The organism is Pontibacillus salipaludis, from assembly GCF_014642405.1.
Lineage (GTDB): Bacteria > Bacillota > Bacilli > Bacillales > BH030062 > Pontibacillus > Pontibacillus salipaludis.
This window is the reverse complement of sequence record NZ_BMIN01000011.1, coordinates 93,315-117,090: the sequence shown is the minus strand read 5'-3', so window position 1 is coordinate 117,090 and position 23,776 is coordinate 93,315. Positions and strand designations below refer to the sequence as shown.

Sequence of the window (23,776 nt, the reverse complement as noted above, 5' to 3'; positions counted from 1 at the left end):
GAGATGATTTATAATGTCAGAAGCTCATTATTTTATCGGCATTCCTTTATCACCATCGTTGCAACAAAGACTAGGTTTTATACAGGATAAGGTTGCACCATATGTCTCTTATAAGAAATGGACAAATCATCAAGATTTTCATATTACCCTAACATTTCTAGGAAGTGTAGCCGAAAACAAAATAGAGGAATTGAGAGATCGAATGAGGCGTCTGGGCAAAGTTGGGGCTTCTTTCTCTCTCCCTTTAACAGGATTGGGGACGTTTGGTGAACATGATCAACCAAGAGTATTATGGGCAGGAGTAGAGAAAGTGGATGCTCTGGTCCAACTCTATACTGGTGTGAGCGAAGAGTGCGAGAAGGCGGGGTACCCTAAAGAGAAAAGGTCGTATTCACCGCACATCACACTAGCGAAGAAATGGAAAGGTGATCAGCAGCTTCGTAAACCTTTAGATGAAATAGTAGAGTTTGAAGAGACATACGTTGTAGATCACTTTTCATTATTTCGAATTCATCCAGGTACTACTCCCATGTATGAAGAAGTTGAGAAATTTATGTTAGAAGAGGAGGCTTAAGAGTTTATTGTGGCACAGTTAATTAAGCTTCAGGACTATGTATCAAGGTATTCGGTGGATCCTTATCGATATCCCGGGCAATTTATACGCCTCAAACAAGGGAATTGGAAAAAGTTAAAGTCATTGTGGGATCGTCGGTTTGAATTAGAAGAAACGGAATATCACGAAGCCTTAAGTTCTTTCATTTACAACGGCAGTGTCCCCACTAATGAGCAAGAAGTTAAACAATATTTTCTTGATGGGTTACTACCATTCCAATTAAAGTGGGCATCTCGATCGTTAACAGAGATGTCTTTTTTAGACAGGGGCTACGAGGAGGATGAAACGCTCCGTTATTTTTTACAACGATTTCCTGACACATTTCTCCTCTTATATGAACCAATTTTTCTTATTAAGAAAGCGCCTATTGAAACAGACTCAATCATAATCCATCCCCAAGGTATTTATTGTGTGAAACTCATTAACGAGGCTGATAGCACAACATTGATCCCTGGAGATGAACGTTCATGGTATAAAGAAGAAAGTAATGTTCGAACTCGTTTTTTGAGTCCCTTAATTTCACTGAAAAGAACGTCACGAATCGTACAAAGTATCTTAAAAGCGCATAGCATTGATTACCCTGTTAAACAACTAGTCCTATCTCCAGGAAACAAAATAGAGTTTAATCTAGAACCCTACCAAACGGAGTATGTGGGAGTAGATGAATACGAAGAATGGTTTGAACGAATGAGATCCTTTAAGTCACCGCTAAAGTACCATCAGATGAAAGTTATGGCGACATTGCTCCACTATACACAATTTACTTCTGTCAAACGAACGGAATGGAACCAAGAAGACACATTTAAGGAAGAATAAATTCTTCAACTGGTTGCGGTGATGGTTTCCCAATGAAATAGCCTTGCCCAAGGTGGATCCCTGACTCTTCTAGCCATCTATATTCTTCCTTGGTTTCAATCCCTTCAGCTAGTAAGGTGATGGACAATTCATTAGCGGTAGTGATGACCGATTTTAAAAATGTTTGTTTGTCATAGTTCTCGTGACAATCTCTGATGTACTCTCGGTCAATCTTGACTACATCTGGCTTTAATAGACTAAGAACTTCTAAAGTACTATAACCACTGCCTACGTCATCTAATGCTACGTGCATGCCTGAAGCTTTGTAGGTCGAAAAGATATTATGTAAGTGATCAATGCTGTGAATTCTTTCCGTTTCGACAACTTCAAAAACAAGATCTCCCGGGTCTACGTTGTACTTTTTAACAATGTTAAAGGTATGGCTAAGACAATGTTCGGGAACATAGATAGTTGATGGAAGAAAGTTAATAAAGCACTTCTGACCATCATAAAGATGTGTAGCTTTTGCTTTTACTGCTTCTTCTCGAGCTTTCTGATCTAACATGGAGTGAAGTCCCGCTCGTTTGGCGAAAGAAAATAGGTCTCCTGGAGAAACGTTTCTCTCTGTTGATCGTAAGAGGGCTTCGTATCCATAGACCTCCCCTGTATCCATGTGCACAATTGGTTGAAGGTAAGATGTGAAACGTCCTTCTTCAATAATTGTTACAAGTTCAGGATGGGAGAGTCGCTCAAATAAATGTTCAATCTGCATAGGGAAAGACTTGTTTCCATGTATTTGAGATAAATGAACCCACTCTTGCTGCATCTCGTGGTCCATCAAGGTTTGTAAACCTTGTAGTAATTCGTAATGGGAATTAAATTCATACATAAGAAAGCTTTCTTCCTGCTGGCTAATTGGTAGCTGAATAGAATGTTTCCACGTTTGTTGTTTGGTTTTTGTTCGTACTGTCATGTATCCACTAGACGGCAGTGATACAGAAGTTCCGCACCATTGGCAATCGATAGAGATAATCATCACTCCTTTTTATACTAGTATAATAGAAGTAGGACTATTTTCTGAAGTAATAAGGTTTGGAAAAGGGGAATTTTAATATGTACATTGTTATTGTGAACCCTTTTGCCGGGAGCGGCAAGGCCATGAAAGTCTTTGAGCAAATACGACAATCTCCTGCATATAAGAAGGTGGAATGTCGTGCTTTTATAACTCAACATGAAGGACATGCAGAAGCGCTGGCTCAACAAGTTACAGAAATATACAAAGATAGAATTATTTGTATGGTTGTTATAGGGGGAGATGGTACAGTTCATGAAGTCTTGAATGGACTTAAATATTACCCTTCTGTTCCTCTTGCTTTTATCCCTGGTGGATCTGGTAATGACTTTGGCAAGGCTACCCTTTTGAAGAAAGGTCCTATTGAAATATTTGAAGGTATCATAGGAAGCGAGAAAAACTATTTAGACTATCGTGTAGGAACCTATCGAACGGATTATCGTAAAGCAAAGAACACAAGGCTTTTTGCGAATAGTATTGGATTTGGCTTTGATGGAGAAATTGTAAAGGCAGCAAATCATTCAATCTTAAAGAAATGGTTAAATCACTACCATATTGGTTTTCTTATCTATTGTTTGGCTCTAATAAAAACGTTAGGATCCTTTCAACCGAAAGCAATAGAGTTAACAGTAGATGGGGAAACGCGAACACTCGAAAACGTATGGATGGTCACAATAGGAATCCACGGTTACTACGGTGGGGGGATGCGAATATTACCAAACGCTCGCATGCAATCAAACCAATTGGCGCTACTCGTTCTTCATAATATTTCTAAATGGAAAGTGCTTGTCATGTTTGTGAGTGTTTTTTGGGGAGGGCATGTACGATTTAAAGAAGTAGAGGTTCTGACTGGATCTAATGTCTCTGTTAAGAGTGAAGAAATCTTGTCTTATCATGTAGACGGCGAGTCTGGTTCATGCCAAGCTTGTCATATTCAAAAGGTAAATATACCTAGGTACGTATTCGGAGGAAAGAAATAACGGAATAAGACTTGAATTCGATAGTTGAAATGCGTTAATCTATTGATGTCGTGTCTTTAAAAACAACATGATAATATTGCATTACTAATAAGGCACGTACTGACTCTGTGCGATATTTATAACAATTATACATGCTTACGATTATAAAGAAAACAAACCTGAACAGATTTGAGGAATTGAAGGTGAATTGGTTGGAACAAATACTCGGTAATGATTGGACAATTACCCCAGCAGGCGGCTCCACAGGAGAAGCTTACTATGCACACCGTGAAGGAAAGCGCCTATTTCTTAAACGAAATTCCTCACCTTTTTTAGCTGTGCTGTCAGCGGAAGGAATCGTCCCTAAGCTTGTGTGGACGAAACGAATGGAAAATGGTGATGTAATTACCGCTCAACAGTGGTTAGAAGGAAGAGAGCTTAAGCCTGAAGAGATCAAGCACCCTCGAGTAGCCCAACTGTTAAGTAAAATTCATCATTCTTCCGAATTGTTAGATCTGCTTATGCGATTAGGGAAACAACCTTTAGATCCTATCGATTATTTAAATGATTTACGGAAACAAGAGCAGTGTTCAAGTTTCATAAATACCCAAATAGAAATTCATCAAGCATTGCGTTATCTTGACAAGCAACTTCCCCATGTTCAAAATCAGAAGAAAGTGGTGTGTCATAGTGACATGAACCACAATAACTGGCTTTTAACAGATGCAGATCAACTGTTTTTAATTGATTGGGACAATGCGATGGTAGCTGATCCTGCTATGGATCTGGGAATGATTCTACATTGGTATATCCCTGAAGAGGAATGGGATGTTTGGTTAGACACTTACGGTATTGAGTTAGATGAACCCTTGTTGGTTCGCATGCATTGGTACATTGTAGCCCAAACCGTTTCATTTATTCAGTGGCATAAAAGCAGGCATGAAGAATCAGAAGCCGCTCGTTGGCTTGAGGACCTTAAGCGGCTTATGGTGAAGCTTGGGATTATTAATATTTAACATTTCCAATGGATGTTACCCATTCTTCTAATTGAGACTGGTTCGATGTAATATGGCCAGTTAAGTCACCTGAATCTTCTCCGGCTTTTCCATAATCATAAATGGCCGGTAATGAACGTAGGACATTTTCGTCCTGTAATTCTTTTTTAGTAAGAATGGAGCGGACTAACCTTTGGATTTGCTGGCACTCAGATACGCTGCCGCAGCAGTCTTCTGAATGTTCACTGAGTAAATCATAAAGTACATTGACTTGATCTTTTACTGTTAATGGCATACTGTCTATCCCCTTTCTATCCGTAGTTTTTACGGATTTAGAGGGAATATGTACACCATTATCAACATGTGAAAACTTAAACGTCATCATATAGCGTAAAAAAAGACCTTTGGGGTATTCTAACCCAAAGGTCTTTTTTACGCTATATTTATTATTACACAGTAAGTTAGTGTCATCTGAAGTTTGTTACACATTAGGTGCATATTTAAGCTGGTTGGCTTTTACTTCTCTATTTGTTTTCTCATGAAGCTTTTCAAATGGATAAACAAAAACAGCGTAACCTACAAAAGATATGCCTAGCATAAACAAAACGAACGCTTCTGTACATTTAGATAAGAGAGTTAACATGTGATCACTCCATTTCCCGTATTTGAACACTTTCTATATCATAAAATAGAAAGCGCTTCCAACCCAACATCATTTTCCCCTTTTTTAGGATGAAATTTCATCTTATTTAGTGATATAGGATCTTAACAGGTACTCACAGTTAAAAAAGCATTCATTTCCTCTTAGATCTACGGTATTGCTACGTATCGACAAAAACTTTCACTTTTCATTTGTTCGTGATAAGGTATACATTGATTATGGTAAGGAGGAAGGCAAGATGCGACTTCGGAACAAACCGTGGGCCGATGACTTCATGCAAGAGAATAACCATGTTGTTGTAGAAGAGCCCTTTTCAAAAAAAGAAAATTGGAAAAATGAATTTACAGAGGATCAGCCTCTTCATTTAGAAATTGGTTCAGGTAAAGGTGCGTTTATATCCGGAATGGGTAAGCAACATCCTGAAATTAATTTTATAGGTATAGAGAGAGTTAAGAGTGTAATTGTAGGTGCACTTCGTAAAGTGTTAGATGCAGAAGTATCCAATGTTCGTCTTCTTAATGTAGACGCAAGTGATCTGAGAGATTTGTTTGGGGATAATGAAGTAGACCAAATTTATTTAAACTTCTCTGATCCATGGCCTAAATCACGTCATGAGAAACGTCGCTTAACGTTCCATACCTTTTTGGAACAGTATGAAGCAGTATTAAAACCTAATGGTCAAATCGTTATGAAAACCGACAACCAACAACTCTTTGAATACTCTCTTATGAGTTTTTCGCAATATGGTTGTAAAATTGAAGAGGTTAACTTAGATCTTCATACGTTAGAAGATCCTTATAATGTCATGACGGAATATGAAGAGAAGTTCTCAAATAAAGGACAACCTATTTATCGTTGCCGTGTACGTTTTCCGGAAAAACTAACTGATTGATAACGTTTACATTTAACATTTCCTCTGTGTTAAACTATTGAAGTATGGGGGGATGGATATGGAAACGTTACATGTTGGACGTGCAAGGTTGACTTGGTTAAATGGAGGCGTGACACACTTGGATGGTGGAGCGATGTTTGGAGTTGTTCCAAAACCTCTATGGAGCCGGAAGTATCCACACAATGAAAAAAACCAAATAGAACTTAGGACAGATCCCATTCTGCTAGAACTAGATGGTAAGAAGTTCTTAATTGATTCAGGAATTGGGAATGGTAAGATGACAGAGAAGCAACTAAGGAATTTCGGTGTAGACGAGCAGTCTGCCGTAGAGGATTCCCTTAAAGAATTAGGTTACCATACGAGTGAAATAGATGGGATTTTAATGACGCATCTTCATTTTGATCATGCGTGTGGATTAACCAAATGGAATGAAGGGAAGTGGGTTCCGGCTTTCGAAAATGCTGTAATCTATACTTCTTCTGTTGAATGGAATGAAATGAGGTCTCCTAATATTCGTTCAAAAAATACATATTGGGAAGAAAATTGGAAACCAATTGAATCACGAGTTCAGCCATTTAATGAATCTTTAGAGATAGCAGAAGGGTTATATATGATTCACACTGGTGGACATAGTGCTGGACATAGCGTTATAAAGTTTGCTGAAGAAGAAAACCTTTTTATTCATATGGCTGACATTATGCCCACACATGCTCATCAAAACGTGCTGTGGGTATTAGCTTATGATGATTATCCTGTTACATCTGTTCATCAGAAGGAAGATTGGATGAAGTATGGATGTGAGCGTAAAGCTTGGTATACGTTTTATCATGATGCATACTATAGAGCTTTACAGTTTAACCCAAGTGGTGAGATCGTAGACCAAATAAAAAGGGATCGTTAAACATGAAAAAGGTATCTCCTGTATACGGAGATACCTTTTGTCTACGATTTAGGCTACAACGCTAACATCTAAAATAGTGCCTGTAACGGCATCCATATAGAATTCATATTGCTTTGTCTGGCCATCAAGAGAGCGTGAAACTCCTCCACGATAAACTGTGTAAGGGAGATCGTCACTTGAGAATTCTTCGGTCTTCATGTGAATCCAAGAGCCGCTAATAGGACCCTGACGTTTAAAGGATTCCTTTGCGAGCTTAAGAGCCTTCTCAGGAGATAGTTGCTGTTTATCGCTTATCTGTTTCCAAGCAACAACACCGACTACTGTACCGATACCTAAAGCTAACAATGAACGTTTCAATTTCATTCCTAACACCTCTCTACTAACGATTTATACTTAATAGTATAGACGAAAATGAGCAAAATAGAAAATAATAGGGTTAGATAGGTGGAAACAATTCAGAACATTCGTTAAAATGATGAAGAGATCAAGTGATAAAAAATTGGAGATGAATACATATGAATCAAGAAACGCTGGATTTATTCAAGAATTTAACTGAGCTACAGGGAGCTCCAGGAAATGAACACGCTGTCCGTTCTTTTATGAAAGGGGAACTTGAGAAATACTCAGATGAGATTATTCAAGACCGTTTAGGTGGCGTGTTCGGAGTGAAAAATGGTGAGGGACCAAAAGTTATGGTTGCAGGCCATATGGACGAGGTTGGCTTTATGGTGTCTCAGATTACTCCAAACGGAATGATTCGCTTTCAAACACTAGGCGGCTGGTGGAGCCAAGTGCTATTAGCTCAACGAGTACAAATTATGACAGACAACGGTCCTATCATAGGGGTGATTGGTTCTATCCCTCCACACAACCTTACTCCTGAACAACGCAAGAAACCAATGGAAATTAAGAATATGATGATTGACATCGGAGCAGACGATGCCGATGATGCTAAACAAATTGGCATTAAGCCAGGCCAACAAATTGTTCCGATTTGTCCGTTCACTCCAATGGCGAACGAAAAGAAAATTTTAGCTAAAGCTTGGGATAATCGATATGGTTGTGGGCTTGCTGTGGAGCTTATGAAGGAACTTCAAAATGAAAAGCTTCCAAATCAGTTGTATTCTGGTGCTACGGTACAGGAAGAAGTAGGGTTGCGTGGTGCGCAAGTAGCTGCTAATATGATTCAACCAGATATTTTCTATGCACTTGATGCTTCTCCAGCAAATGATATGTCTGGAGATAAGAAAGAGTTCGGTCAGTTAGGTAAAGGAGCATTGCTTCGTATCTTTGATAGAACGATGGTAACGCATCGAGGCATCCGTGATTTTATTCTTGATACAGCTGAATCCAATGATATCCCATATCAATACTTTATATCACAGGGTGGTACAGATGCAGGTCGCGTTCATACTTCAAATGAAGGTGTTCCATCCGCTGTTGTTGGCATTTGCTCACGATATATTCATACTTCCGCTTCAATGATCCACGTGGATGATTATGCAGCTGCCAAGGAACTAATTACGAAGCTAGTACGAACAACTGATCAAAATACTCTTGAACATATTAAACAAAACGGGTAACATGTTCAAAGGTTGTTCTCTTATAAAAAATAGAACAACCTTTGATGCGTTAATATGTAGGTTTTTGATCCAAGAAAGGATGTAACGATGAAAATAATCGTTGGCTCTACCAACCCTGCAAAACTTGAAGCCGTGCAACAAATCTTTGGTAATGATCAAGTGGACGGGATTGAAGTTTCCTCCAGGGTTTCCTCTCAGCCTTTTTGTGATGAAGAGACACTTGAAGGAGCGATTAATCGTGCTAGAGAATGCGCCAAGACTGAGAAAGGTGTTGTAGGAATCGGTCTTGAAGGTGGCGTAATGGAGTTAGAGAATGACTTGTACCTATGCAACTGGGGGGCGTTAGTGGACTCTGAGGAGAATACGTTTGTTGCAGGTGGTGCCCGAATCCCTCTACCCGATTCAATTGCAAATGAGTTAAATAAAGGAAAAGAACTTGGCGATGTAATAGATGATTATGCCAAGGGTGAGAATGTTCGTCACAATGAAGGGGCGATCGGTGTGTTCACGAACGAACTTGTGAATCGATCCGGTATGTTTGCTCACATTGTTCAACTATTAAAAGGTCAATACGAGTTTTATTATAGTAAAAAGGGCGATGTATAATCGCCCTTTTTTTGTATGGCTGGGGCCGTTACTTTTATTGAGTGCTAGGGGTGTCTGGGGAACGACTCGCTTTCCGCGGGCGAGCTGTCGAGCCTCCTCGGGAAAATCACCCTGCGGGGTCTCGTCGACCTCTTTCTCCCGCAGGAGTCTCCCCGTTCCCCAGACACCCCTGACCATAGTTTAACAAACGGCCCCTCCTTAAGCGGTGGCGGAGAAGACACAGTATTCAAAGTACAATTATGGTATGCCTTCATAAATCACCATATGGCAAGGGTGGTTAAAGCCATATGCATATTGAAGGGTTGGGTCTATTCGAAAATGTACTCGATTACTTCTAAGGCTTGGTCGATGGTTTCGACGGTTACGTTGGCTTTATTTGATAATTCTTTAAGTGGATGGTGTAGGGATTCAGGGCGAATGAGTATAGTAGGAATATCTTGATTGATTGCTGTAGCTGCGTCCATTGCCGTATTCCACTGTTTATATTTCTCTCCAAAAAGCGCGATAACAAGGTCGGATTTATTTAATAGTACTTTTGTTCGTAAGTTGTTAACACTTGAGGCTACGTCATCACGGTAAATGTTTCCTGGTTGTTCGCCTAGTATATCTTCTCCTATAGAATCGGAACGGTCATGGTTCGTTTGAGGACTTACAAACTGAACGGGTAAACCTTTTTCCTCGGCCTTCTTTTCTAAGTCTTTTCTCCAATCATCGTGAATCTGACCTGCTAAATATACGGTTAGTTTCATTAAAATTGCCCCTTTCGTTTATTTATAAAATTGGTTTAATATACCACTGTAAAGTGTAGCACAAACGCTTTCATATGACAGTTAGCGAGTCTGAAATCTTTACTTGTCAAATTTGTATTCCATAGTATGATATGTATAGGAACTGTTGCTGAAGGAAGTAACGAGATTATTCAAGGAGAGAGTGTGTGTGAAAGCTTTCAACCCTAAATGGCTATTAATTTTCTTGATTGGAATAGCTGTTATTATTCTGCTAGGTTTGTTTGTTGGAGGTTTCTTTAAGTCAGAAGAAGCTGTCATTCAAGAAGCGAAACAAGCTGCTGAATCTTCATTAAGTGTAGATGACTTGCCGTTAAATACGGAGCTCGAGAACGTATCCATGTTTTTGCCAGATTCTATGGAAGTAGTGTCTAATTCTCCTAATAACATCCTCTTAGAATCTGATGAGAGACAGTTTATTCTTTTTTACAACCCTTTTGAAAAGAAAACGAGTAAGACGTTCTATCAGTCGGCAAAAGAAGACCAAAATATTCTTGTTGTCGAAGCATTTGAGAGTGATGAGGTATTTGGTTACATGAAAGTTTCATCTATTGATGATGATACCTATGAATTACAAGTTGGAGCAGGCGGCGTTAAAATGACGACCGAAACTGATTTAAATGCAATGGAAGAAGACGCCGGAAAAATGATGAAGGTTGTTCATTCGATTGTTCTATCAACATCAAACTAACAAACGTATGGAAAGGCTGACCGAGCATATTTGGTCAGCTTTTTTTAACGCGGTCTATAATAAGCAATACTATTATGTGGTTCAGTCCAGTCTATACGTTGCTAAACGCGCATTTCCGCTTTTGTTTGCAAGCTGAGAGAATGTTTCCGTTTGCTTTAATGGAGTGTATAAGGTGGGCCTGGAAACCACTCGCTTTCCTGCGGGGTCTCACCTAGAATTTAAAGTGCAGGCGTGGTGCCTAGGAATAAAAGGAAGTTCGACTAGGATCGTCACATCCTGTGACAACATCGAACGACCCCACATCGTGTGGGGCCGGATAAGACAGCTTTTTGGAAAAGGCGACTAGCCTTTGTAAAAAAGATGACTTATCACGCTAGGTCCTCCACGCCGGAACTTGACTGGCTCTTCACCCCACGGGAGTCTCGCAGTTTCCAGGCCCACCTTTGCCATATAAGAGTGAACGAAAACATGCAATATAGGGTGATATCAGACTCCTGATACGAACTGCTGGGCCGTTCCCCCCCATTAAAGCAAGGGCTTGATCGGGGACTGCGAGACTCCCGCGGGGGAAGGAGCCTAGGGAAGACCCCACAGAGAGCGAAAGCGAACGAGGAGGCTTCCCAGCTCCCCGCAGGAAAGCGAGTTGTCCCCGAGCAAGCCCAACCACTCATCAAGCATAACGGTCCCTCCCAGCTAAAATATCTCAACGTCGAGCGTTCCGTATAAGGAGGCCTATATGGAATGGGCATAAAATGAACAGAGTCTTGTTTTTAGTTGCTTTGGTTTTTGTGATTCGGTAAGATGTAAGCGATTGATACTATTGAGAGGCTGATGTGGAGTGAATAAACTCAAAGCATTTTTGCACAAGAAAGGGGTTAGCCTTTCTTGGAAAGAGTATGTTATTACCGCCCTTAGTTATATGGCACTTGGTTTGTTCTCATCTTTAATTATAGGACTTATTATTAAAACAATTGGTGAACAAGTTGCGCTTCCGGGTTCTGCTATGCTTGTGGAGATGGGGACGTTTGCCATGGATACAAAAGTATGGGGAGGAGCGATTGGCGTCGCAATTGCCTATGGACTGAAAGCACCTCCCCTTGTTATGTTCACGGCTCTATTTAGCGGAGCTTTTGGAGCAAGTCTGGGTGGGCCAGCAGGCGCCTATGTAGCCACACTTTTGTCTGTTGAAGCTGGAAAGCTGATCAATAAAACAACACGTTTAGATATCATATTAACACCCCTTGTTACGATTTTCGTAGGGTATGGGGTTGCTTCTGTAATAGGGCCACCAGTAAACACATTTATGGTTAGCTTTGGTGAAGTTATTCAGTGGTCAACAGATCAGCGTCCCTTTATTATGGGGATGATCGTCGCCGTTTTAATGGGATGGGCGTTGACTGCACCCATTTCAAGCCTTGCGATAGCTCTTATGTTAGACATTAGCGGAATTGCAGCCGGCGCCGCGACAGTAGGATGTGCGGCGCAGATGATTGGATTTGCGACGATGAGTTATAGAGAAAACGGAATGGGCGGTTGGCTGGCTCAAGGGATTGGAACGTCTATGCTTCAAGTCGGGAATGTTTTGAAGAAACCGATTCTTATACTTCCTCCTACAATTGCAGGGGCCATTTTGGCGCCTATTGCTACAGTGTGGTTACAATTAGAAAACAATGCACCTGGAGCAGGTATGGGAACTAGCGGCTTCGTAGGGCAAATCATGACTTTTCAAGTATATGGATTTTCTTTTGAAATACTGATTCAAATCTTGTTGTTGCATATTGTTGGTCCAGCCCTTATCACTTTGTTATTATCAGAGTGGTTTAGAAAAAAAGGTTGGATCCAATATGGTGACCTAACTATCGAGTATGAATAAGGAGTCGATCGAAATGAAACAATTAGAGTCAATTGAACAATATAAAGAGATTATCCAAGGAGATCAACAAACCATACTGCTGTTTTCTGCAACATGGTGCCCGGATTGTCGTGTTATTGAACCGTTCCTTCCAGAGTTAGAAGAAACGTATACAAATGTTCAGTTCTATTATGTAGACCGTGATGAATTTATTGATCTATGTGCAGACCTTTCTGTATTTGGTATCCCAAGCTTTGTAGCATTCAAAAACGGGGAAGAAACAGGTAGATTTGTAAGTAAGGATCGTAAGACTCGTGATGAAATTGAATCATTTATTCAAGGGTTATCTTAATAAATGGAATACGGGGCTGTTCTGAAATACTTTCAGGACAGCTCTTTCTTTCGAACAGAGTGGATTACATGGGTTATCATAGAAACTTTTTTCCCTATCGAATTCATGCTAAAATAACAAACGTATATGTTTCCTTCATCATATAAAGGAGGAAGAATAATGAAGATGACGAGTATTAAAATGAAGAAGTTGTTAGAGTCTAGGTTACAGAATCCAGAATGGAAGACTCAATTTAACCGAGATAAAGATACATTCCGTGTAGAATGGGCAGATACGAAACAAGGAATAGAAATCTCATTACCAGGCATTATTTCTAAATATGAGCAAAAGAAAGAACAAGCTCTTGATGAACTAGAAGAACACATTCATGAAGCATTACGCATTATGAATGAAAAACAGCAGTTAGCTGGTAAAGAAAAGAGTATTTATCCTGTTGTCCGAGCAGCTTCTTTCCCGACCGAATCCAATGAAGGAGAAAAGCTTGTTACGGATGAACATACTGCAGAGACACGTATCTATTATGCCTTAGATCTTGGGAAGTCGTATCGCTTAATCGACCATGCTATGTTACAAGAAGAGGGATTAGATCAAGAAAGAATTAGAGAAATTGCGCGCTTTAACCTTCGTTCTTTAGAGACAGGAATGAAACAAGATGAAGTCGCAGGTAACACATTTTACTTCTTATCCTCGAATGATGGCTATGATGCATCACGTATTTTAAATGAAGCTTTATTAGAGCAAATGAAAGCTCAAAGTGTGGGTGAACTAGCTGTGGCTGTTCCTCATGGGGATGTGTGTATCTTCGCAGACATCCAGAATGCTTCTGGTTATGATATTTTAGCCCAGATGAATATGAAGTTTTTTGCAGAAGGTCGTGTACCGATTACGTCGTTGCCATTCCTTTATGAAGATAAAAACCTTGAACCGATCTTCGTTTTAGCTCAAAATAAACCGAAATCAGATTAAATGGAATAGAAAGGGAGTCAAGTGAATGCAAGTATTTTATAACCGAGATGGAATTGGAGATGTATTAATTATCCCCGTAGCACAAGGAGATCGCAATGAGGTGAAGCAAGAGCGCTTTGGCGATGTTGTGAAGATAACTGATCAGTCAAATGGAACTCTATTAGGGTACAATATCTTTAACGCGTCTTCCTACGTGAATATTAACGAAAAAGGAGCCATTCAACTAACAGAAGAATGGCTTACAGCAATTCATGATATATTCCAAAAGAACGAACTAGCTGAAGAATTAAACGTAGATCTTTCTCCAAAATTTGTAGTTGGATATGTGAAAGAGAAAGATCAACATGAAAATGCTGATAAATTAAGCGTTTGCCAAGTAGACTTAGGGGACGAAACGGTTCAGATCGTGTGCGGAGCTCCAAACGTAGACGCTGGTCAAAAAGTAGTTGTAGCGAAAGTTGGCGCTGTGATGCCAGGTGGCATGGAAATTAAGGATGCTGAGCTTCGTGGTGTGCCATCAAGCGGTATGATTTGCTCTGCAAAAGAACTTGGCCTTCCCGATGCACCAAAAGAAAAAGGAATTCTTGTCCTTGAGGACTCGTATGAAGTAGGACAACCTTTCAGCTTAGCGTAATGCTGAAATGAATAGAAAGACAAACAAAACGACCAGAGACGATTCTCTGGTCGTTTTGTTCATTTGTTACGCATGGTAAGTGAATAGGCTGTTCATCTTCATCTGAAAAAAATGGTTCCATATGAAAAGCAAGCCATTTCTCCCCCTTGAAAGAGTATAGGTATACGAATAGTGTAAGGATTTGTGCGTCTAAAGTAAGAATTTTAGAATCGGGCATTATGGCGCACTCAAATAGACGAAAAACTGTTAAAATAGGATTAATTCTAAAATTGAAAGAAAGAGTGAGGTTTCATGTGGAATAGAATGAAAAATTGGTTGCAGCAAATGCGACAAGAAGAGCAATCTCCAGAAGATCAACAGCCCCCATTTCCGCAAGAGGATGAAACGAAACATCAGAGACAACAAGGTCAACAAAGTCAGCAGCACTTTCAAACGAAGATGGTGTATCAATACCCGAAACAAGGTAATTTTCGCTTTCCTATGATTCCTGATAGTCAACAGAAACGTGAACCACGTCAACGTAACACGGATTCTAAAAATGAGCAGTCCAATCATACTCAAAGTCAACGATCCAATTATGATTCATATAAATATTCTTCAAATAAACAAAATAATGAATGGAGCAAAAAGGATACATACCAACCATCCTCCTTCGAACAGGGATCTCCATTCACACCAAGCAATGTTCCTTCTCCTATCTATGGGTATGGTAAAAGGGAAGGGCACTTCAGTGAGACGGTGTTAGATGATCTGCCTTCTATTATGAAGAAAGCAGATGAGGACGATCGGCTCTATGAATCTACATTAGCGAAAGTGTTGCCAGAAACACATCCTTCTACGTCTATGACCCCTCCTACGCAAGAAGAGGAGGAAGAGGTGGCATCATTTTCAAAAGACCAGGACGTTGAGGGAGTAGAAGAGCCAGAAAAGGATAATGTTATTGGCTTATTCGATCACGAGGAAAATGAGAGTTCGCATGAAGAAGAGTATTTTTCAGATCAAGAAGACGAAGACGAAGAAGAAGACGTACCACCGACTATTATCATGTATGGATCTCGTGATACGGAATCAGAATCTTCGGATGAAGAGGTCTTATCAAGTGAAAAAGTTGCGGACGATCCATTAGTAGAAAATGAAGAAGAAACAGTGAAAGATAAGACCGCAAGCGATTCAGAAAAAGGTTATCTTCCTCCCTCCATGTTAGAAATGGATGAATCGTATGAGGAAGAGGGAGTTTCTGTAGTGGATGAAGAGTTCTCTTACCAGGACGAGCATGCGACTGAGGAAGCGGTGAATGGTTTTGAAATAGGTGAGACAACTAGCAGCGCTGAGGAAAAAGAAGAGAACGAAGGAAAACCCGAGGTCGATGCTTATTCGGAAGAGCCTGAAACGACAGTGGAAGAACAATTAGAAAATAGCTCAGATCTTGATGAGGTTTATACAGTTGATGAAACTTTTGACACGGATGAAGTTGAGGATTCCTTAAATGAAACATTGAGGTTTAAGGACGAGTCAGAAGAGAAACCAGAAGGTGTAGAAAACTTGGCATTGGAAACAAATGAAGAACATCTGGTAAATGAAAGCTCCAATAAGGATGAATCCGAGAATGTGGCAACTGACCAAACCCTTGAGGAAGAAGCTCTGCCCCAAATGCAAGACCCATCCTCCGAAGAAGTAGATACGATTGAAACAAAAGAACAAACTACGGATAGTAGGGGTGAAAGTGGAGCAGAAGAAGAGGTAGCAGCCACACAGGTGACGGACCAAGAAAAGGTAGAAAGCAAGGAAGCAGAACCAGAACGCCCTAAACGTAGAAGTCGTCCTTTCAATGTCATCATGACGCCACGTGATAAGAGACACCGTGATCAACAAAAGGCGGTAACACCGACCCAACCTAAACAAGTCGAAGAACCTCCTAAAGAGGAAGAGGTAGTGGAAGAAAAGGAGGAGCTACAAGAGAAAGCTCCTACTAAGTCGACAATTCCTCCTTATCACTTATTGAATGATCCACCGAAGCGTATGGAAAGTGAAGATGAATGGATTGAAGAGCAAATGCAATTGCTTGAAACAACGCTTCATAATTTCCATGTAAAGGCTAAAGTCGTTAATGCGATGAAAGGCCCGGCGGTGACGCGATTTGAAGTACAGCCCGAGCCCGGTGTGAAGGTGAGTAAGATAACAAACCTTTCTGATGACATTAAAATGAGCTTAGCTGCAAAGGATATAAGAATGGAGGCTCCGATCCCTGGTAAAAATGCGATTGGAATTGAAGTTCCGAATCAGAAGTCAGAAGCGGTTGGGCTTCAGGAAATCCTTGAAAGTGAGGCTTTTCAAGGGGAGTCTTCACCTCTTTCGGTTGGATTAGGACTTGATATTGAGGGATCACCAATTGTGACAGACTTAAAGAAAATGCCCCACGGGTTAATAGCAGGTGCAACGGGTTCTGGTAAGAGTGTATGTATCAATACAATATTGCTCAGTCTGTTATATAAAGCAAGTCATGAAGATGTAAAGTTTCTGTTAATCGATCCAAAGATGGTAGAATTAGCTCCATATAATGAATTGCCACACTTAGTAGCACCTGTTATTACCGATGTAAAAGCAGCAACATCTGCTTTGAAATGGGCAGTTAAAGAAATGGAGCAGCGGTATGAACGCTTTGTGGAGGAAGGGGTTCGCGATATCGATCGCTATAATGATAAGATAAAGGCTAAAGGAAGACTAAATGACAAAATGCCATATCTTGTTATAGTTATTGATGAGCTTGCCGATTTAATGATGATGTCTCCACAAGACGTAGAAGATGCTATTTGCCGAATCGCACAAAAAGCAAGAGCTTGTGGAATTCACTTATTATTAGCTACCCAAAGACCGTCAGTAGATGTCATCACAGGACTTATTAAAGCAAACATTCCAACACGTGTTGCATTTAGCGTATCCTCTCAGGTCGACTCAAGAACGATCGTTGATTCAGCTGGTGCTGAAAAACTGTTAGGTCGCGGAGATATGCTATTCTTAGAAAACGGTGCAGGAAAAACAAAACGAATTCAAGGTGCATTTGTATCAGACGAGGAAATTGAGCGGATTACCAACCATGTGAAGAAGATTGCCTCTCCAAACTATTTATTTGAACAAGAAGAGCTGATGCAACAGCCTAACTTTGAAGAAGCTGAAGATGATTTGTTTGAAGAAGCGGTTCAGTTTGTTATTGATCAAAATGGCGCAAGTGCTTCTCTCCTACAAAGACGTTTCAAAGTAGGTTATAATCGTGCTGCACGCCTAATTGATACGATGGAGGAGAAAGGCATCATCTCTGAATCTAAAGGCAGTAAACCTCGTGACGTTTATATGGATCATGCTGGGTTTGAAGAGTTACGACGCGATCATGAATAATTTCCCAATAACATATAAAACTTGTCGAAATCCAAGGAATTTTATACTATAAGAAGATGGATGATTTACGAGGAGAATGACCATAAGAGGGGTTACAAAGTTATGAAAGAAATTGAAAAAAAGATGAACGGCGAAATTAAGCGCCTCACGAATCAAACATTTAAGTTTGATGAACGTATTCGAGAGGGTTGGTTCTCCGCTGTTTACTTTTTAAAAACACGTGATATTGTTGAAAGCACACTTCCAGACAACTATATCACTATGCAGTTTTTCCAAAAAGATGACGCAGTACTATGTGGTACAGACGAAGCCATTGCGCTGATCCATACATTTGCTGATCACCCGGAAGAGTTAGAGATTCATTCATTGAAGGATGGCGACCGTGTGAAGCCTTTTGAAACAGTCTTAACCATTACTGGTCCATATCAGTATTTTGGGTATCTAGAGGGCATCATTGACGGAATTCTTTCTCGCCGAACGTCGGTATCCACGAACGTATATAACGTGGTAAAAGCTGCGCGTGCCTCAGGCAAGCAAAAGCCTGTTATCTTTATGGGGGATCGTGATGATCACTACACCCAACAGGCGGGAGATGGGTACGCAGCTTATATCGGAGGCTCAACGGCTCAGGCGACTCACGCTATGAATGAATGGTGGGGAAAAGAAGGTATGGGAACTATGCCTCACGCCTTAATTCAAATGTTCCAAGGCGACATTGTAGCAGCAGCTAAAGCGTATCATAAGCAATTCCCTAATGATGAGCTTACAGCACTAGTAGACTACAACAACGACGTCATTACAGATTCTCTTAAAGTCGCAAGAGAGTTCGGAGACGAACTAAAAGGCGTGCGAGTCGATACATCCCGAGCGCTTGTCGATAAGTATTTCCTGAGAAATCAACACCTTATGGGTACATTTGATCCAAGAGGCGTAAATCCTGAGTTGATCTTTGCCCTTCGTAAGGCATTAGATGCAGAAGGATTCCAGCATGTGAAAATTGTAGTAAGTGGTGGTTTCACTGAAGAGCGCATTCGTGATTTCGAGAAGCTTAAAGTTCCTGTAGATATTTACGGAGTAGGCAGTAGCTTATTGAAAATGAATACATCCTTCACGGGTGATAATGTCATGATCAATGGCAAGCCGGAAGCGAAAGAAGGAAGACGCTATCGTCCTAACCCACGCTTAGAAAAAGTTGAATACTACAATCCTGAAGACTGACACTCTGTTGTCAGTCTTTTTCTTTGAATTTCTTTATTCCATATAAGCCTCCTTGTATGGAATGCTCAAAACTGAGACACTTTTGTGTAGACAGGGCCGTTACGTTTGATGAGTGCTTGGGGTGTCTGGGGAACGGCTCGCTTTCCGCGGCCCTACACGAGGTGGGGTCGTTCGACGTTGGCTATTGACGTGACGGTCTTAGTCGAACTTCCTCTATCTTTTAACAGCCTCCTCGGGAAGACCACCCTGCGGGGTCTCGTCGACCTCTTTCTCCCGCAGGAGGCTCTCCAGCTCGCCGCGGAAAGCGAGTAATTTCCCGAATCATCTTACGCTCCAATAACGCATACGGAAACATTCTCTCAACTTCAAGTCTTCAAGTTTATTTCCCTGTTTAGGTTTGTGGGGGCTTAAAGGTGGGAATATAAGAAAGCGGTTCATTTGTGCGCAGAGAAAAACTTGGAAACGATGTGGGGTTTACTAACGGTTTTTGTCGAATTGATTCACGTCTACACACTGTTTTGTTATAATAGATGAGGACGTAAAAGTTAAAGTAAATTAGGCGCAAGTTGAGCTTGAATACATATACTATGAAACAGAAATGACTGTATAATTGTGGAGGTTCTATCTATATGACAACTTACCATTTTGTTGGTATTAAAGGTACCGGGATGAGTGCACTAGCACAAATCCTTCATGATGCTGGAGAGACTGTACAAGGTTCTGATATTGAGAAGCGTTTTTTCACACAAGAAGTTCTTGAAGCGAAAAACATTCCGATTCTGCCTTTTTCAAAAGAAAATATCAAAGACAACTTAACGGTCATTGCCGGAAATGCATTTGGGGATGATCATGAGGAAATAAAGGCAGCGGAAGAATTAGGTTTGCCTTTATTCCGCTATCATGAATTTTTAGGAGAATGGCTACAGAATTACACAAGTATTGCTGTAACGGGCGCACATGGTAAGACCTCGACTACGGGTTTGCTTGCCCACGTACTAAGTAATATTAAGCCTACGTCGTTCTTAATTGGTGATGGAACAGGAGTGGGTCACGAAGATGGGGAGTACTTTGTATTCGAAGCTTGTGAATACCGCAGGCACTTCTTGGCTTACGAGCCGGATTATGCAATTATGACCAATATTGATTTTGATCATCCGGATTATTTTACAAGCCTTGAAGATGTCGTTGATGCCTTTCAAGAAATGGCTTATCAAGTCAAAAAGGGCATTATCGCATGTGGAGATGATGATCAGTTACAAGAAATCCAGGCCAAAGTACCTGTAGTCTACTATGGCTTAGATGATAGTAATGACTTTCAGGCATCTAATATATCAGAAGACGAGAACGGTACAACATTTGACGTTTTTGTTCGGAACACGTATTACAACACGTATACGATCCCTGGCTACGGAAATCACCACGTGTTAAATGCACTTTCTGTTATTGCTTTGTGTCAATATGAAGGAATCCCTTCAGATGATATTAAGCATATTTCTGAATTTAAAGGTGTTAAGCGTCGCTTCACAGAGAAGAAGCACAATGATCAAATAGTAATTGATGATTACGCTCACCACCCACGTGAGATCTTAGCAACGATTGAATCAGCGAAGAAGAAATATCCGAAGAAGGATGTTGTCGCGATCTTCCAACCTCACACGTACACGAGGACGCGAATGTTCCTGCAAGAGTTTGCAGATAGCTTAAAAGAAGCTGATTTCGTTTACCTTTGTGATATCTTTGGATCTGCTCGCGAAGAGTCAGGTAATTTATCGATCAACGACCTTCAAGAGAAGATTGAAGCTTCACGTTTACTGGAATTAGATGAAACAGCTGTCCTAAAAGAGCATGGGGATAGCGTGCTTATCTTTATGGGCGCTGGGGATATTCAGAAGTTCCAAGAGGCTTATGAGAAGGAATAATTTATACTCATTTTGCTCCTTATATAAGTGAGCGGTTTGTAAATACTAGTGAAGCGCGTAGGAGAAACTCCTACGCGCTTTTTAGTGAAATAAATTAAGTAGTCAGAGATAATGCAAAACTTAACCCCATGAAAATTTATATAACTTCGAATGAAGGTCAAGTAACTACGCCTTTAAGTTCTCTGGGTTCAAAGCCTCTAAATCAGGTACAACGAAGCGACCATCTTTACGGATTAGAACATCATCAAAATAGATCTCTCCGCCACCATATTCAGCGCGCTGGATCATAACCATATCCCAGTGAATGGCTGAGTCGTTACCGTTTGGTGCTTCGTCGTAGCACTGACCTGGAGTGAAGTGGAAGCTGCCGTCTATTTTCTCGTCAAACAGGATGTCTTTCATTGGGTGAAGAATATAAGGATTCACACCAATTGCGAACTCTCCGATATAGCGAGCGCCTTCGTCTGTATTGAAGACTTCGGTGATTCGTTCTGTATCATTTGCTGTTGCATCAACGATCTTTCCATCTTTGAATGTAAGGAAGACATCTTCGAAAGTGAAACCATTGTACGGAGAAGGCGTATTATAGTGAAGGGTTCCATTAACGGAGTCTTTCACTGGTGCTGTGTATACTTCTCCATCGGGTAAGTTTAAGTGACCGGCACATTTAACATTCGGTATGCCTTTAATAGAGAACTGCAAGTCTGTGTTTGGCCCTGTAATTCGAACCCTGTCTGTTTCCTCCATACGTTTTACTAGTGAGTCCATAGCCTGGTCCATCTTTTTATAATCAAGAGTACAGACATTGAAGTAAAAGTCTTCAAATTGCTCTGTGCTCATGTTTGCTAGTTGAGCCATAGAAGCGTTCGGGTAGCGGAGCACACACCACTTCGTCTTTGGAACACGGATTTCTCTATGTACTTTCTGTCCAACTGTTTGGTTGTAGATCTTCATATTCTCAGCAGGTACATCGGACAGCTCAGAGATGTTCTCGCCAGAGCGAATGGCTACATAAGCATCCATTTTGCTCATTAGGGAAGCCTCTTGTTCTGCTTGTAAGTGGAGCTGTTCTTCAGACGCATTCTTTAATAAAGATCGCTGCACTTTTGGGTCTTTCACATTCACGAAGGGTTGACCTTCTGCTTTATATACTTCTTCAATAAGAGCGGAAACCAACTCTTGTTGAAGACCTGTATTTTCTATAAGTACTTTTTCACCTTTTTGTAGATCGATAGAGTAGTGAATAATTTGTTGTGCTAGTTGTTGCAGTCTTGGATCGCGCATAACAATTCCTCCTTTTCTATTCATAATGATACAGAAATTTCTAGCTAAAAAAAAGAAATGAGTTGCAGGAGTTTCTGCAAAAAAAGAGAATACTATAAAATAATCCCAATCTGTAATTCGACACGTTTATACGGACTAGTAAAAGGGAAGACGATTAACTATACTACATTTTAAAGGGGTGAATCAGGGGATTATGATCATCATACTATATATCGCAGCACTCATCTTTGCTATTGCATTTGCTGTTTTAGTTATTTACATATCCAAAACTTTAAAGTCAGCTCGTAAAACGCTAGAAAACGTAGCATCTACAATGGGCGGCTTAGAGAAGCAAATGGAAGGCATTACAACTGAAACAACATCATTATTACAGAAGACCAATCACCTAGCAGAGGATATTGGAGAAAAGACTCAAAAATTAAATACATTAGTAGACGGTGTCAAAGGAATTGGGGACTCGGTTCATGAGTTTAATCAATCACTACACACGATGTCGAACAACCTAAAGCATACAGCTGACCAGAATAAAGACAATGCTGCTCAGGCCATGAAGTGGGGTCAGGTCGGTATTGATCTCTATAAAAAGTGGAAAAAAGAAAAACCACAAGACGAAAAAGCAGTACAATAATTTTATTTTACTAGGAGGAATAGAGTATGGCACAAGATCAGAACCAGAACAAAAATCAAAACGAAAACATTAACAGTAAAGACTTTATGATAGGCACACTAATTGGTGGCATCGTAGGAGCTTCTGCAGCCCTTTTATTTGCTCCTAAGTCAGGAAGAGAAGTAAGAGATGACCTAAACCAAAAGTCAGGATACGTTCGTGAACGTGCTGGCGAGTGGAAAGATGTTGCTTACCAAAAGGGAACTGAATGGAAGGACCGTGCTGTAGAAACATCTTCTCAGTGGTCTCAAAATGTTTCTGAGAAGTCTCAGGACCTTAGTTCTCGAGTGAAGACGAAAGTTGGCGAATTCCGCAACACGAATGATGAAGCTGAACAAGCTGCTGAGGAAGTAGCAGAAGCCATCGAAGAGGCGGCGGAAGAGCTTGAAAGACAACAAGAAACAACGACGACTACCACCACTTACTAAATGATGTGGTTAAACGAATAATTTTGGGGAAAAGTTGCTAGTATGCTACATTAATACTAGCAACTTTTTTGTTGTCATGAAGACCCTTATGAAGGTGGGTCTTAATTAGAGGAGGTTGATTGACGTTGGCTGTAACGCTTTTACAGAACTACGATGAGTTAAAAGAGAAATTAACCGAATACGAACGAGTGATGTTGTTAAAGCATAGTTTGACTTGTCCTATTAGTTCAGGGGCAAAACAAGCATACGAAAGCTATTCTTCAGAAACGGAAACTCCTATGTTTATCTTAAATATACAAGAAACAAGAGAGTTCTCCAATCAAGTTGCAGAAGCATTTGGTGTAAAACATGAGTCTCCACAGGTATTGGTATTTAACGGAGGCGAAGTAACGTGGAATACTTCTCATTGGCATATTAAAGAAGAATCGTTGGCTGAAGCTGATCAATAAATGAAAAGGAAAAAGGCTGATAGTATAAAGTCTTTTCCTATAAAAACAAGGATGAAGCCAG

Annotated in this window: 25 protein-coding genes; 19 read left to right on the top strand and 6 right to left on the bottom strand. The window is 40.5% G+C overall.

Going from position 1 to position 23,776, the window contains the following annotated elements:
* Positions 1-13 precede the first annotated feature (13 nt).
* Together thpR and IEW76_RS13055 are read left to right on the top strand one after the other, a co-directional pair.
* Positions 14-574: an RNA 2',3'-cyclic phosphodiesterase gene (gene thpR / locus IEW76_RS13060; protein WP_188654521.1), complete on the top strand. Its 561-nt coding sequence runs from the start codon at positions 14-16 to the stop codon at positions 572-574.
* Positions 575-583: 9 nt separating this feature from the next.
* On the top strand, positions 584-1,429 hold the full coding sequence (locus tag IEW76_RS13055) for a nuclease-related domain-containing protein (protein ID WP_188654519.1): 846 nt from the start codon (positions 584-586) through the stop codon (positions 1,427-1,429).
* Here the strand turns inward: IEW76_RS13055 and IEW76_RS13050 are convergent.
* The gene (locus IEW76_RS13050) at positions 1,416-2,444 is read right to left on the bottom strand and encodes an EAL domain-containing protein (RefSeq protein ID WP_229721231.1); all 1,029 of its coding nucleotides are present in this window, start codon (positions 2,442-2,444) and stop codon (positions 1,416-1,418) included. The two genes, IEW76_RS13055 and IEW76_RS13050, sit on opposite strands and share 14 nt — an antisense overlap.
* 77 nt (positions 2,445-2,521) lie before the next feature.
* Between IEW76_RS13050 and IEW76_RS13045 the strand changes: the two genes are divergently transcribed.
* Together IEW76_RS13045 and IEW76_RS13040 are read left to right on the top strand one after the other, a co-directional pair.
* Positions 2,522-3,460 carry a diacylglycerol/lipid kinase family protein gene (locus IEW76_RS13045; RefSeq protein ID WP_188654517.1) on the top strand — a complete coding sequence of 313 codons (939 nt, stop codon included), beginning with the start codon at positions 2,522-2,524 and terminating at the stop codon, positions 3,458-3,460.
* A gap of 191 nt (positions 3,461-3,651) precedes the next feature.
* Positions 3,652-4,455 carry a phosphotransferase family protein gene (locus IEW76_RS13040; protein ID WP_188654565.1) on the top strand — a complete coding sequence of 268 codons (804 nt, stop codon included), beginning with the start codon at positions 3,652-3,654 and terminating at the stop codon, positions 4,453-4,455.
* Here the strand turns inward: IEW76_RS13040 and IEW76_RS13035 are convergent.
* Complete coding sequence (locus tag IEW76_RS13035; RefSeq protein ID WP_188654515.1) at positions 4,445-4,729, bottom strand: YtzH-like family protein; 285 nt, start codon at positions 4,727-4,729, stop codon at positions 4,445-4,447. The genes IEW76_RS13040 and IEW76_RS13035 overlap by 11 nt on opposite strands.
* A 186-nt stretch (positions 4,730-4,915) precedes the next feature.
* Positions 4,916-5,077: a hypothetical protein gene (locus IEW76_RS13030; RefSeq protein ID WP_188654513.1), complete on the bottom strand. Its 162-nt coding sequence runs from the start codon at positions 5,075-5,077 to the stop codon at positions 4,916-4,918.
* Between the two features lie 256 nt (positions 5,078-5,333).
* Here IEW76_RS13030 and trmB point away from each other — a divergent pair, with 256 nt between their 5' ends.
* On the top strand, positions 5,334-5,987 hold the full coding sequence (trmB, locus tag IEW76_RS13025) for a tRNA (guanosine(46)-N7)-methyltransferase TrmB (RefSeq protein ID WP_188654511.1): 654 nt from the start codon (positions 5,334-5,336) through the stop codon (positions 5,985-5,987).
* 58 nt (positions 5,988-6,045) lie between these two features.
* A complete protein-coding gene (locus tag IEW76_RS13020) occupies positions 6,046-6,888 on the top strand; it encodes a YtnP family quorum-quenching lactonase (protein ID WP_188654508.1) in 843 nt (280 codons plus the stop codon).
* A gap of 48 nt (positions 6,889-6,936) precedes the next feature.
* Here the strand turns inward: IEW76_RS13020 and IEW76_RS13015 are convergent, their stop codons facing one another.
* Positions 6,937-7,251, bottom strand: coding sequence for a PepSY domain-containing protein (locus IEW76_RS13015; RefSeq protein ID WP_036786534.1), 315 nt, complete (start codon positions 7,249-7,251; stop codon positions 6,937-6,939).
* 152 nt (positions 7,252-7,403) lie between these two features.
* Between IEW76_RS13015 and IEW76_RS13010 the strand changes: the two genes are divergently transcribed.
* Complete coding sequence (locus tag IEW76_RS13010; protein WP_188654506.1) at positions 7,404-8,471, top strand: M42 family metallopeptidase; 1,068 nt, start codon at positions 7,404-7,406, stop codon at positions 8,469-8,471.
* Between the two features lie 87 nt (positions 8,472-8,558).
* Positions 8,559-9,077, top strand: coding sequence for a DUF84 family protein (locus IEW76_RS13005; RefSeq protein WP_188654504.1), 519 nt, complete (start codon positions 8,559-8,561; stop codon positions 9,075-9,077).
* A 308-nt stretch (positions 9,078-9,385) separates the two neighbouring features.
* On the opposite strand, the gene IEW76_RS13000 is transcribed toward IEW76_RS13005, so the two are convergent.
* Positions 9,386-9,826 carry a YtoQ family protein gene (locus IEW76_RS13000; RefSeq protein WP_188654502.1) on the bottom strand — a complete coding sequence of 147 codons (441 nt, stop codon included), beginning with the start codon at positions 9,824-9,826 and terminating at the stop codon, positions 9,386-9,388.
* 187 nt (positions 9,827-10,013) lie between these two features.
* Here IEW76_RS13000 and IEW76_RS12995 point away from each other — a divergent pair, with 187 nt between their 5' ends.
* The 8 genes from IEW76_RS12995 (at position 10,014) to murC (ending at position 20,887) form a co-directional block, all read left to right on the top strand.
* On the top strand, positions 10,014-10,553 hold the full coding sequence (locus tag IEW76_RS12995) for a hypothetical protein (protein WP_188654500.1): 540 nt from the start codon (positions 10,014-10,016) through the stop codon (positions 10,551-10,553).
* A gap of 838 nt (positions 10,554-11,391) precedes the next feature.
* A complete protein-coding gene (locus IEW76_RS12990; RefSeq protein WP_229721230.1) occupies positions 11,392-12,426 on the top strand; it encodes a PTS sugar transporter subunit IIC in 1,035 nt (344 codons plus the stop codon).
* Between the two features lie 13 nt (positions 12,427-12,439).
* Positions 12,440-12,757 carry a thioredoxin family protein gene (locus IEW76_RS12985; RefSeq protein WP_188654498.1) on the top strand — a complete coding sequence of 106 codons (318 nt, stop codon included), beginning with the start codon at positions 12,440-12,442 and terminating at the stop codon, positions 12,755-12,757.
* Positions 12,758-12,916: 159 nt separating this feature from the next.
* Positions 12,917-13,723, top strand: coding sequence for a DUF1444 domain-containing protein (locus IEW76_RS12980; RefSeq protein ID WP_188654497.1), 807 nt, complete (start codon positions 12,917-12,919; stop codon positions 13,721-13,723).
* A 25-nt stretch (positions 13,724-13,748) separates the two neighbouring features.
* Complete coding sequence (gene ytpR, locus IEW76_RS12975; protein ID WP_188654495.1) at positions 13,749-14,357, top strand: YtpR family tRNA-binding protein; 609 nt, start codon at positions 13,749-13,751, stop codon at positions 14,355-14,357.
* Between the two features lie 303 nt (positions 14,358-14,660).
* Positions 14,661-17,750, top strand: coding sequence for a DNA translocase FtsK (locus IEW76_RS12970; protein WP_229721229.1), 3,090 nt, complete (start codon positions 14,661-14,663; stop codon positions 17,748-17,750).
* A gap of 102 nt (positions 17,751-17,852) precedes the next feature.
* Positions 17,853-18,968: a nicotinate phosphoribosyltransferase gene (locus tag IEW76_RS12965; protein ID WP_188654493.1), complete on the top strand. Its 1,116-nt coding sequence runs from the start codon at positions 17,853-17,855 to the stop codon at positions 18,966-18,968.
* 629 nt (positions 18,969-19,597) lie between these two features.
* Complete coding sequence (murC, locus tag IEW76_RS12960) at positions 19,598-20,887, top strand: UDP-N-acetylmuramate--L-alanine ligase (protein ID WP_188654491.1); 1,290 nt, start codon at positions 19,598-19,600, stop codon at positions 20,885-20,887.
* Positions 20,888-21,052: 165 nt separating this feature from the next.
* Here the strand turns inward: murC and IEW76_RS12955 are convergent, their stop codons facing one another.
* Positions 21,053-22,171, bottom strand: a complete 1,119-nt coding sequence (locus IEW76_RS12955; RefSeq protein WP_188654488.1) for an aminopeptidase — start codon at positions 22,169-22,171, stop codon at positions 21,053-21,055.
* Between the two features lie 193 nt (positions 22,172-22,364).
* On the opposite strand from IEW76_RS12955, the gene IEW76_RS12950 reads away from it, so the two are divergent.
* The 3 genes from IEW76_RS12950 (at position 22,365) to ytxJ (ending at position 23,715) form a co-directional block, all read left to right on the top strand.
* A complete protein-coding gene (locus IEW76_RS12950) occupies positions 22,365-22,799 on the top strand; it encodes a DUF948 domain-containing protein (protein ID WP_036786511.1) in 435 nt (144 codons plus the stop codon).
* 26 nt (positions 22,800-22,825) lie between these two features.
* The gene (locus IEW76_RS12945) at positions 22,826-23,266 is read left to right on the top strand and encodes a YtxH domain-containing protein (protein WP_036786509.1); all 441 of its coding nucleotides are present in this window, start codon (positions 22,826-22,828) and stop codon (positions 23,264-23,266) included.
* 125 nt (positions 23,267-23,391) lie between these two features.
* Positions 23,392-23,715, top strand: coding sequence for a bacillithiol system redox-active protein YtxJ (ytxJ, locus tag IEW76_RS12940; protein ID WP_188654486.1), 324 nt, complete (start codon positions 23,392-23,394; stop codon positions 23,713-23,715).
* Positions 23,716-23,776: the final 61 nt, after the last annotated feature.

What these genes read in the sequence shown, in the direction of transcription:
- thpR (WP_188654521.1), top strand. Translation starts at nt 14, where the DNA reads ATGTCAGAAGCTCATTATTTTATCGGCATTCCTTTATCACCATCGTTG.
- IEW76_RS13050 (WP_229721231.1), bottom strand. Translation starts at nt 2,444, where the DNA reads ATGATTATCTCTATCGATTGCCAATGGTGCGGAACTTCTGTATCACTG.
- IEW76_RS13045 (WP_188654517.1), top strand. Translation starts at nt 2,522, where the DNA reads ATGTACATTGTTATTGTGAACCCTTTTGCCGGGAGCGGCAAGGCCATG.
- IEW76_RS13035 (WP_188654515.1), bottom strand. Translation starts at nt 4,729, where the DNA reads ATGCCATTAACAGTAAAAGATCAAGTCAATGTACTTTATGATTTACTC.
- IEW76_RS13030 (WP_188654513.1), bottom strand. Translation starts at nt 5,077, where the DNA reads ATGTTAACTCTCTTATCTAAATGTACAGAAGCGTTCGTTTTGTTTATG.
- trmB (WP_188654511.1), top strand. Translation starts at nt 5,334, where the DNA reads ATGCGACTTCGGAACAAACCGTGGGCCGATGACTTCATGCAAGAGAAT.
- IEW76_RS13020 (WP_188654508.1), top strand. Translation starts at nt 6,046, where the DNA reads ATGGAAACGTTACATGTTGGACGTGCAAGGTTGACTTGGTTAAATGGA.
- IEW76_RS13015 (WP_036786534.1), bottom strand. Translation starts at nt 7,251, where the DNA reads ATGAAATTGAAACGTTCATTGTTAGCTTTAGGTATCGGTACAGTAGTC.
- IEW76_RS13010 (WP_188654506.1), top strand. Translation starts at nt 7,404, where the DNA reads ATGAATCAAGAAACGCTGGATTTATTCAAGAATTTAACTGAGCTACAG.
- IEW76_RS13005 (WP_188654504.1), top strand. Translation starts at nt 8,559, where the DNA reads ATGAAAATAATCGTTGGCTCTACCAACCCTGCAAAACTTGAAGCCGTG.
- IEW76_RS13000 (WP_188654502.1), bottom strand. Translation starts at nt 9,826, where the DNA reads ATGAAACTAACCGTATATTTAGCAGGTCAGATTCACGATGATTGGAGA.
- IEW76_RS12985 (WP_188654498.1), top strand. Translation starts at nt 12,440, where the DNA reads ATGAAACAATTAGAGTCAATTGAACAATATAAAGAGATTATCCAAGGA.
- IEW76_RS12980 (WP_188654497.1), top strand. Translation starts at nt 12,917, where the DNA reads ATGAAGATGACGAGTATTAAAATGAAGAAGTTGTTAGAGTCTAGGTTA.
- ytpR (WP_188654495.1), top strand. Translation starts at nt 13,749, where the DNA reads ATGCAAGTATTTTATAACCGAGATGGAATTGGAGATGTATTAATTATC.
- IEW76_RS12970 (WP_229721229.1), top strand. Translation starts at nt 14,661, where the DNA reads ATGAAAAATTGGTTGCAGCAAATGCGACAAGAAGAGCAATCTCCAGAA.
- IEW76_RS12965 (WP_188654493.1), top strand. Translation starts at nt 17,853, where the DNA reads ATGAAAGAAATTGAAAAAAAGATGAACGGCGAAATTAAGCGCCTCACG.
- murC (WP_188654491.1), top strand. Translation starts at nt 19,598, where the DNA reads ATGACAACTTACCATTTTGTTGGTATTAAAGGTACCGGGATGAGTGCA.
- IEW76_RS12955 (WP_188654488.1), bottom strand. Translation starts at nt 22,171, where the DNA reads ATGCGCGATCCAAGACTGCAACAACTAGCACAACAAATTATTCACTAC.
- IEW76_RS12950 (WP_036786511.1), top strand. Translation starts at nt 22,365, where the DNA reads ATGATCATCATACTATATATCGCAGCACTCATCTTTGCTATTGCATTT.
- IEW76_RS12945 (WP_036786509.1), top strand. Translation starts at nt 22,826, where the DNA reads ATGGCACAAGATCAGAACCAGAACAAAAATCAAAACGAAAACATTAAC.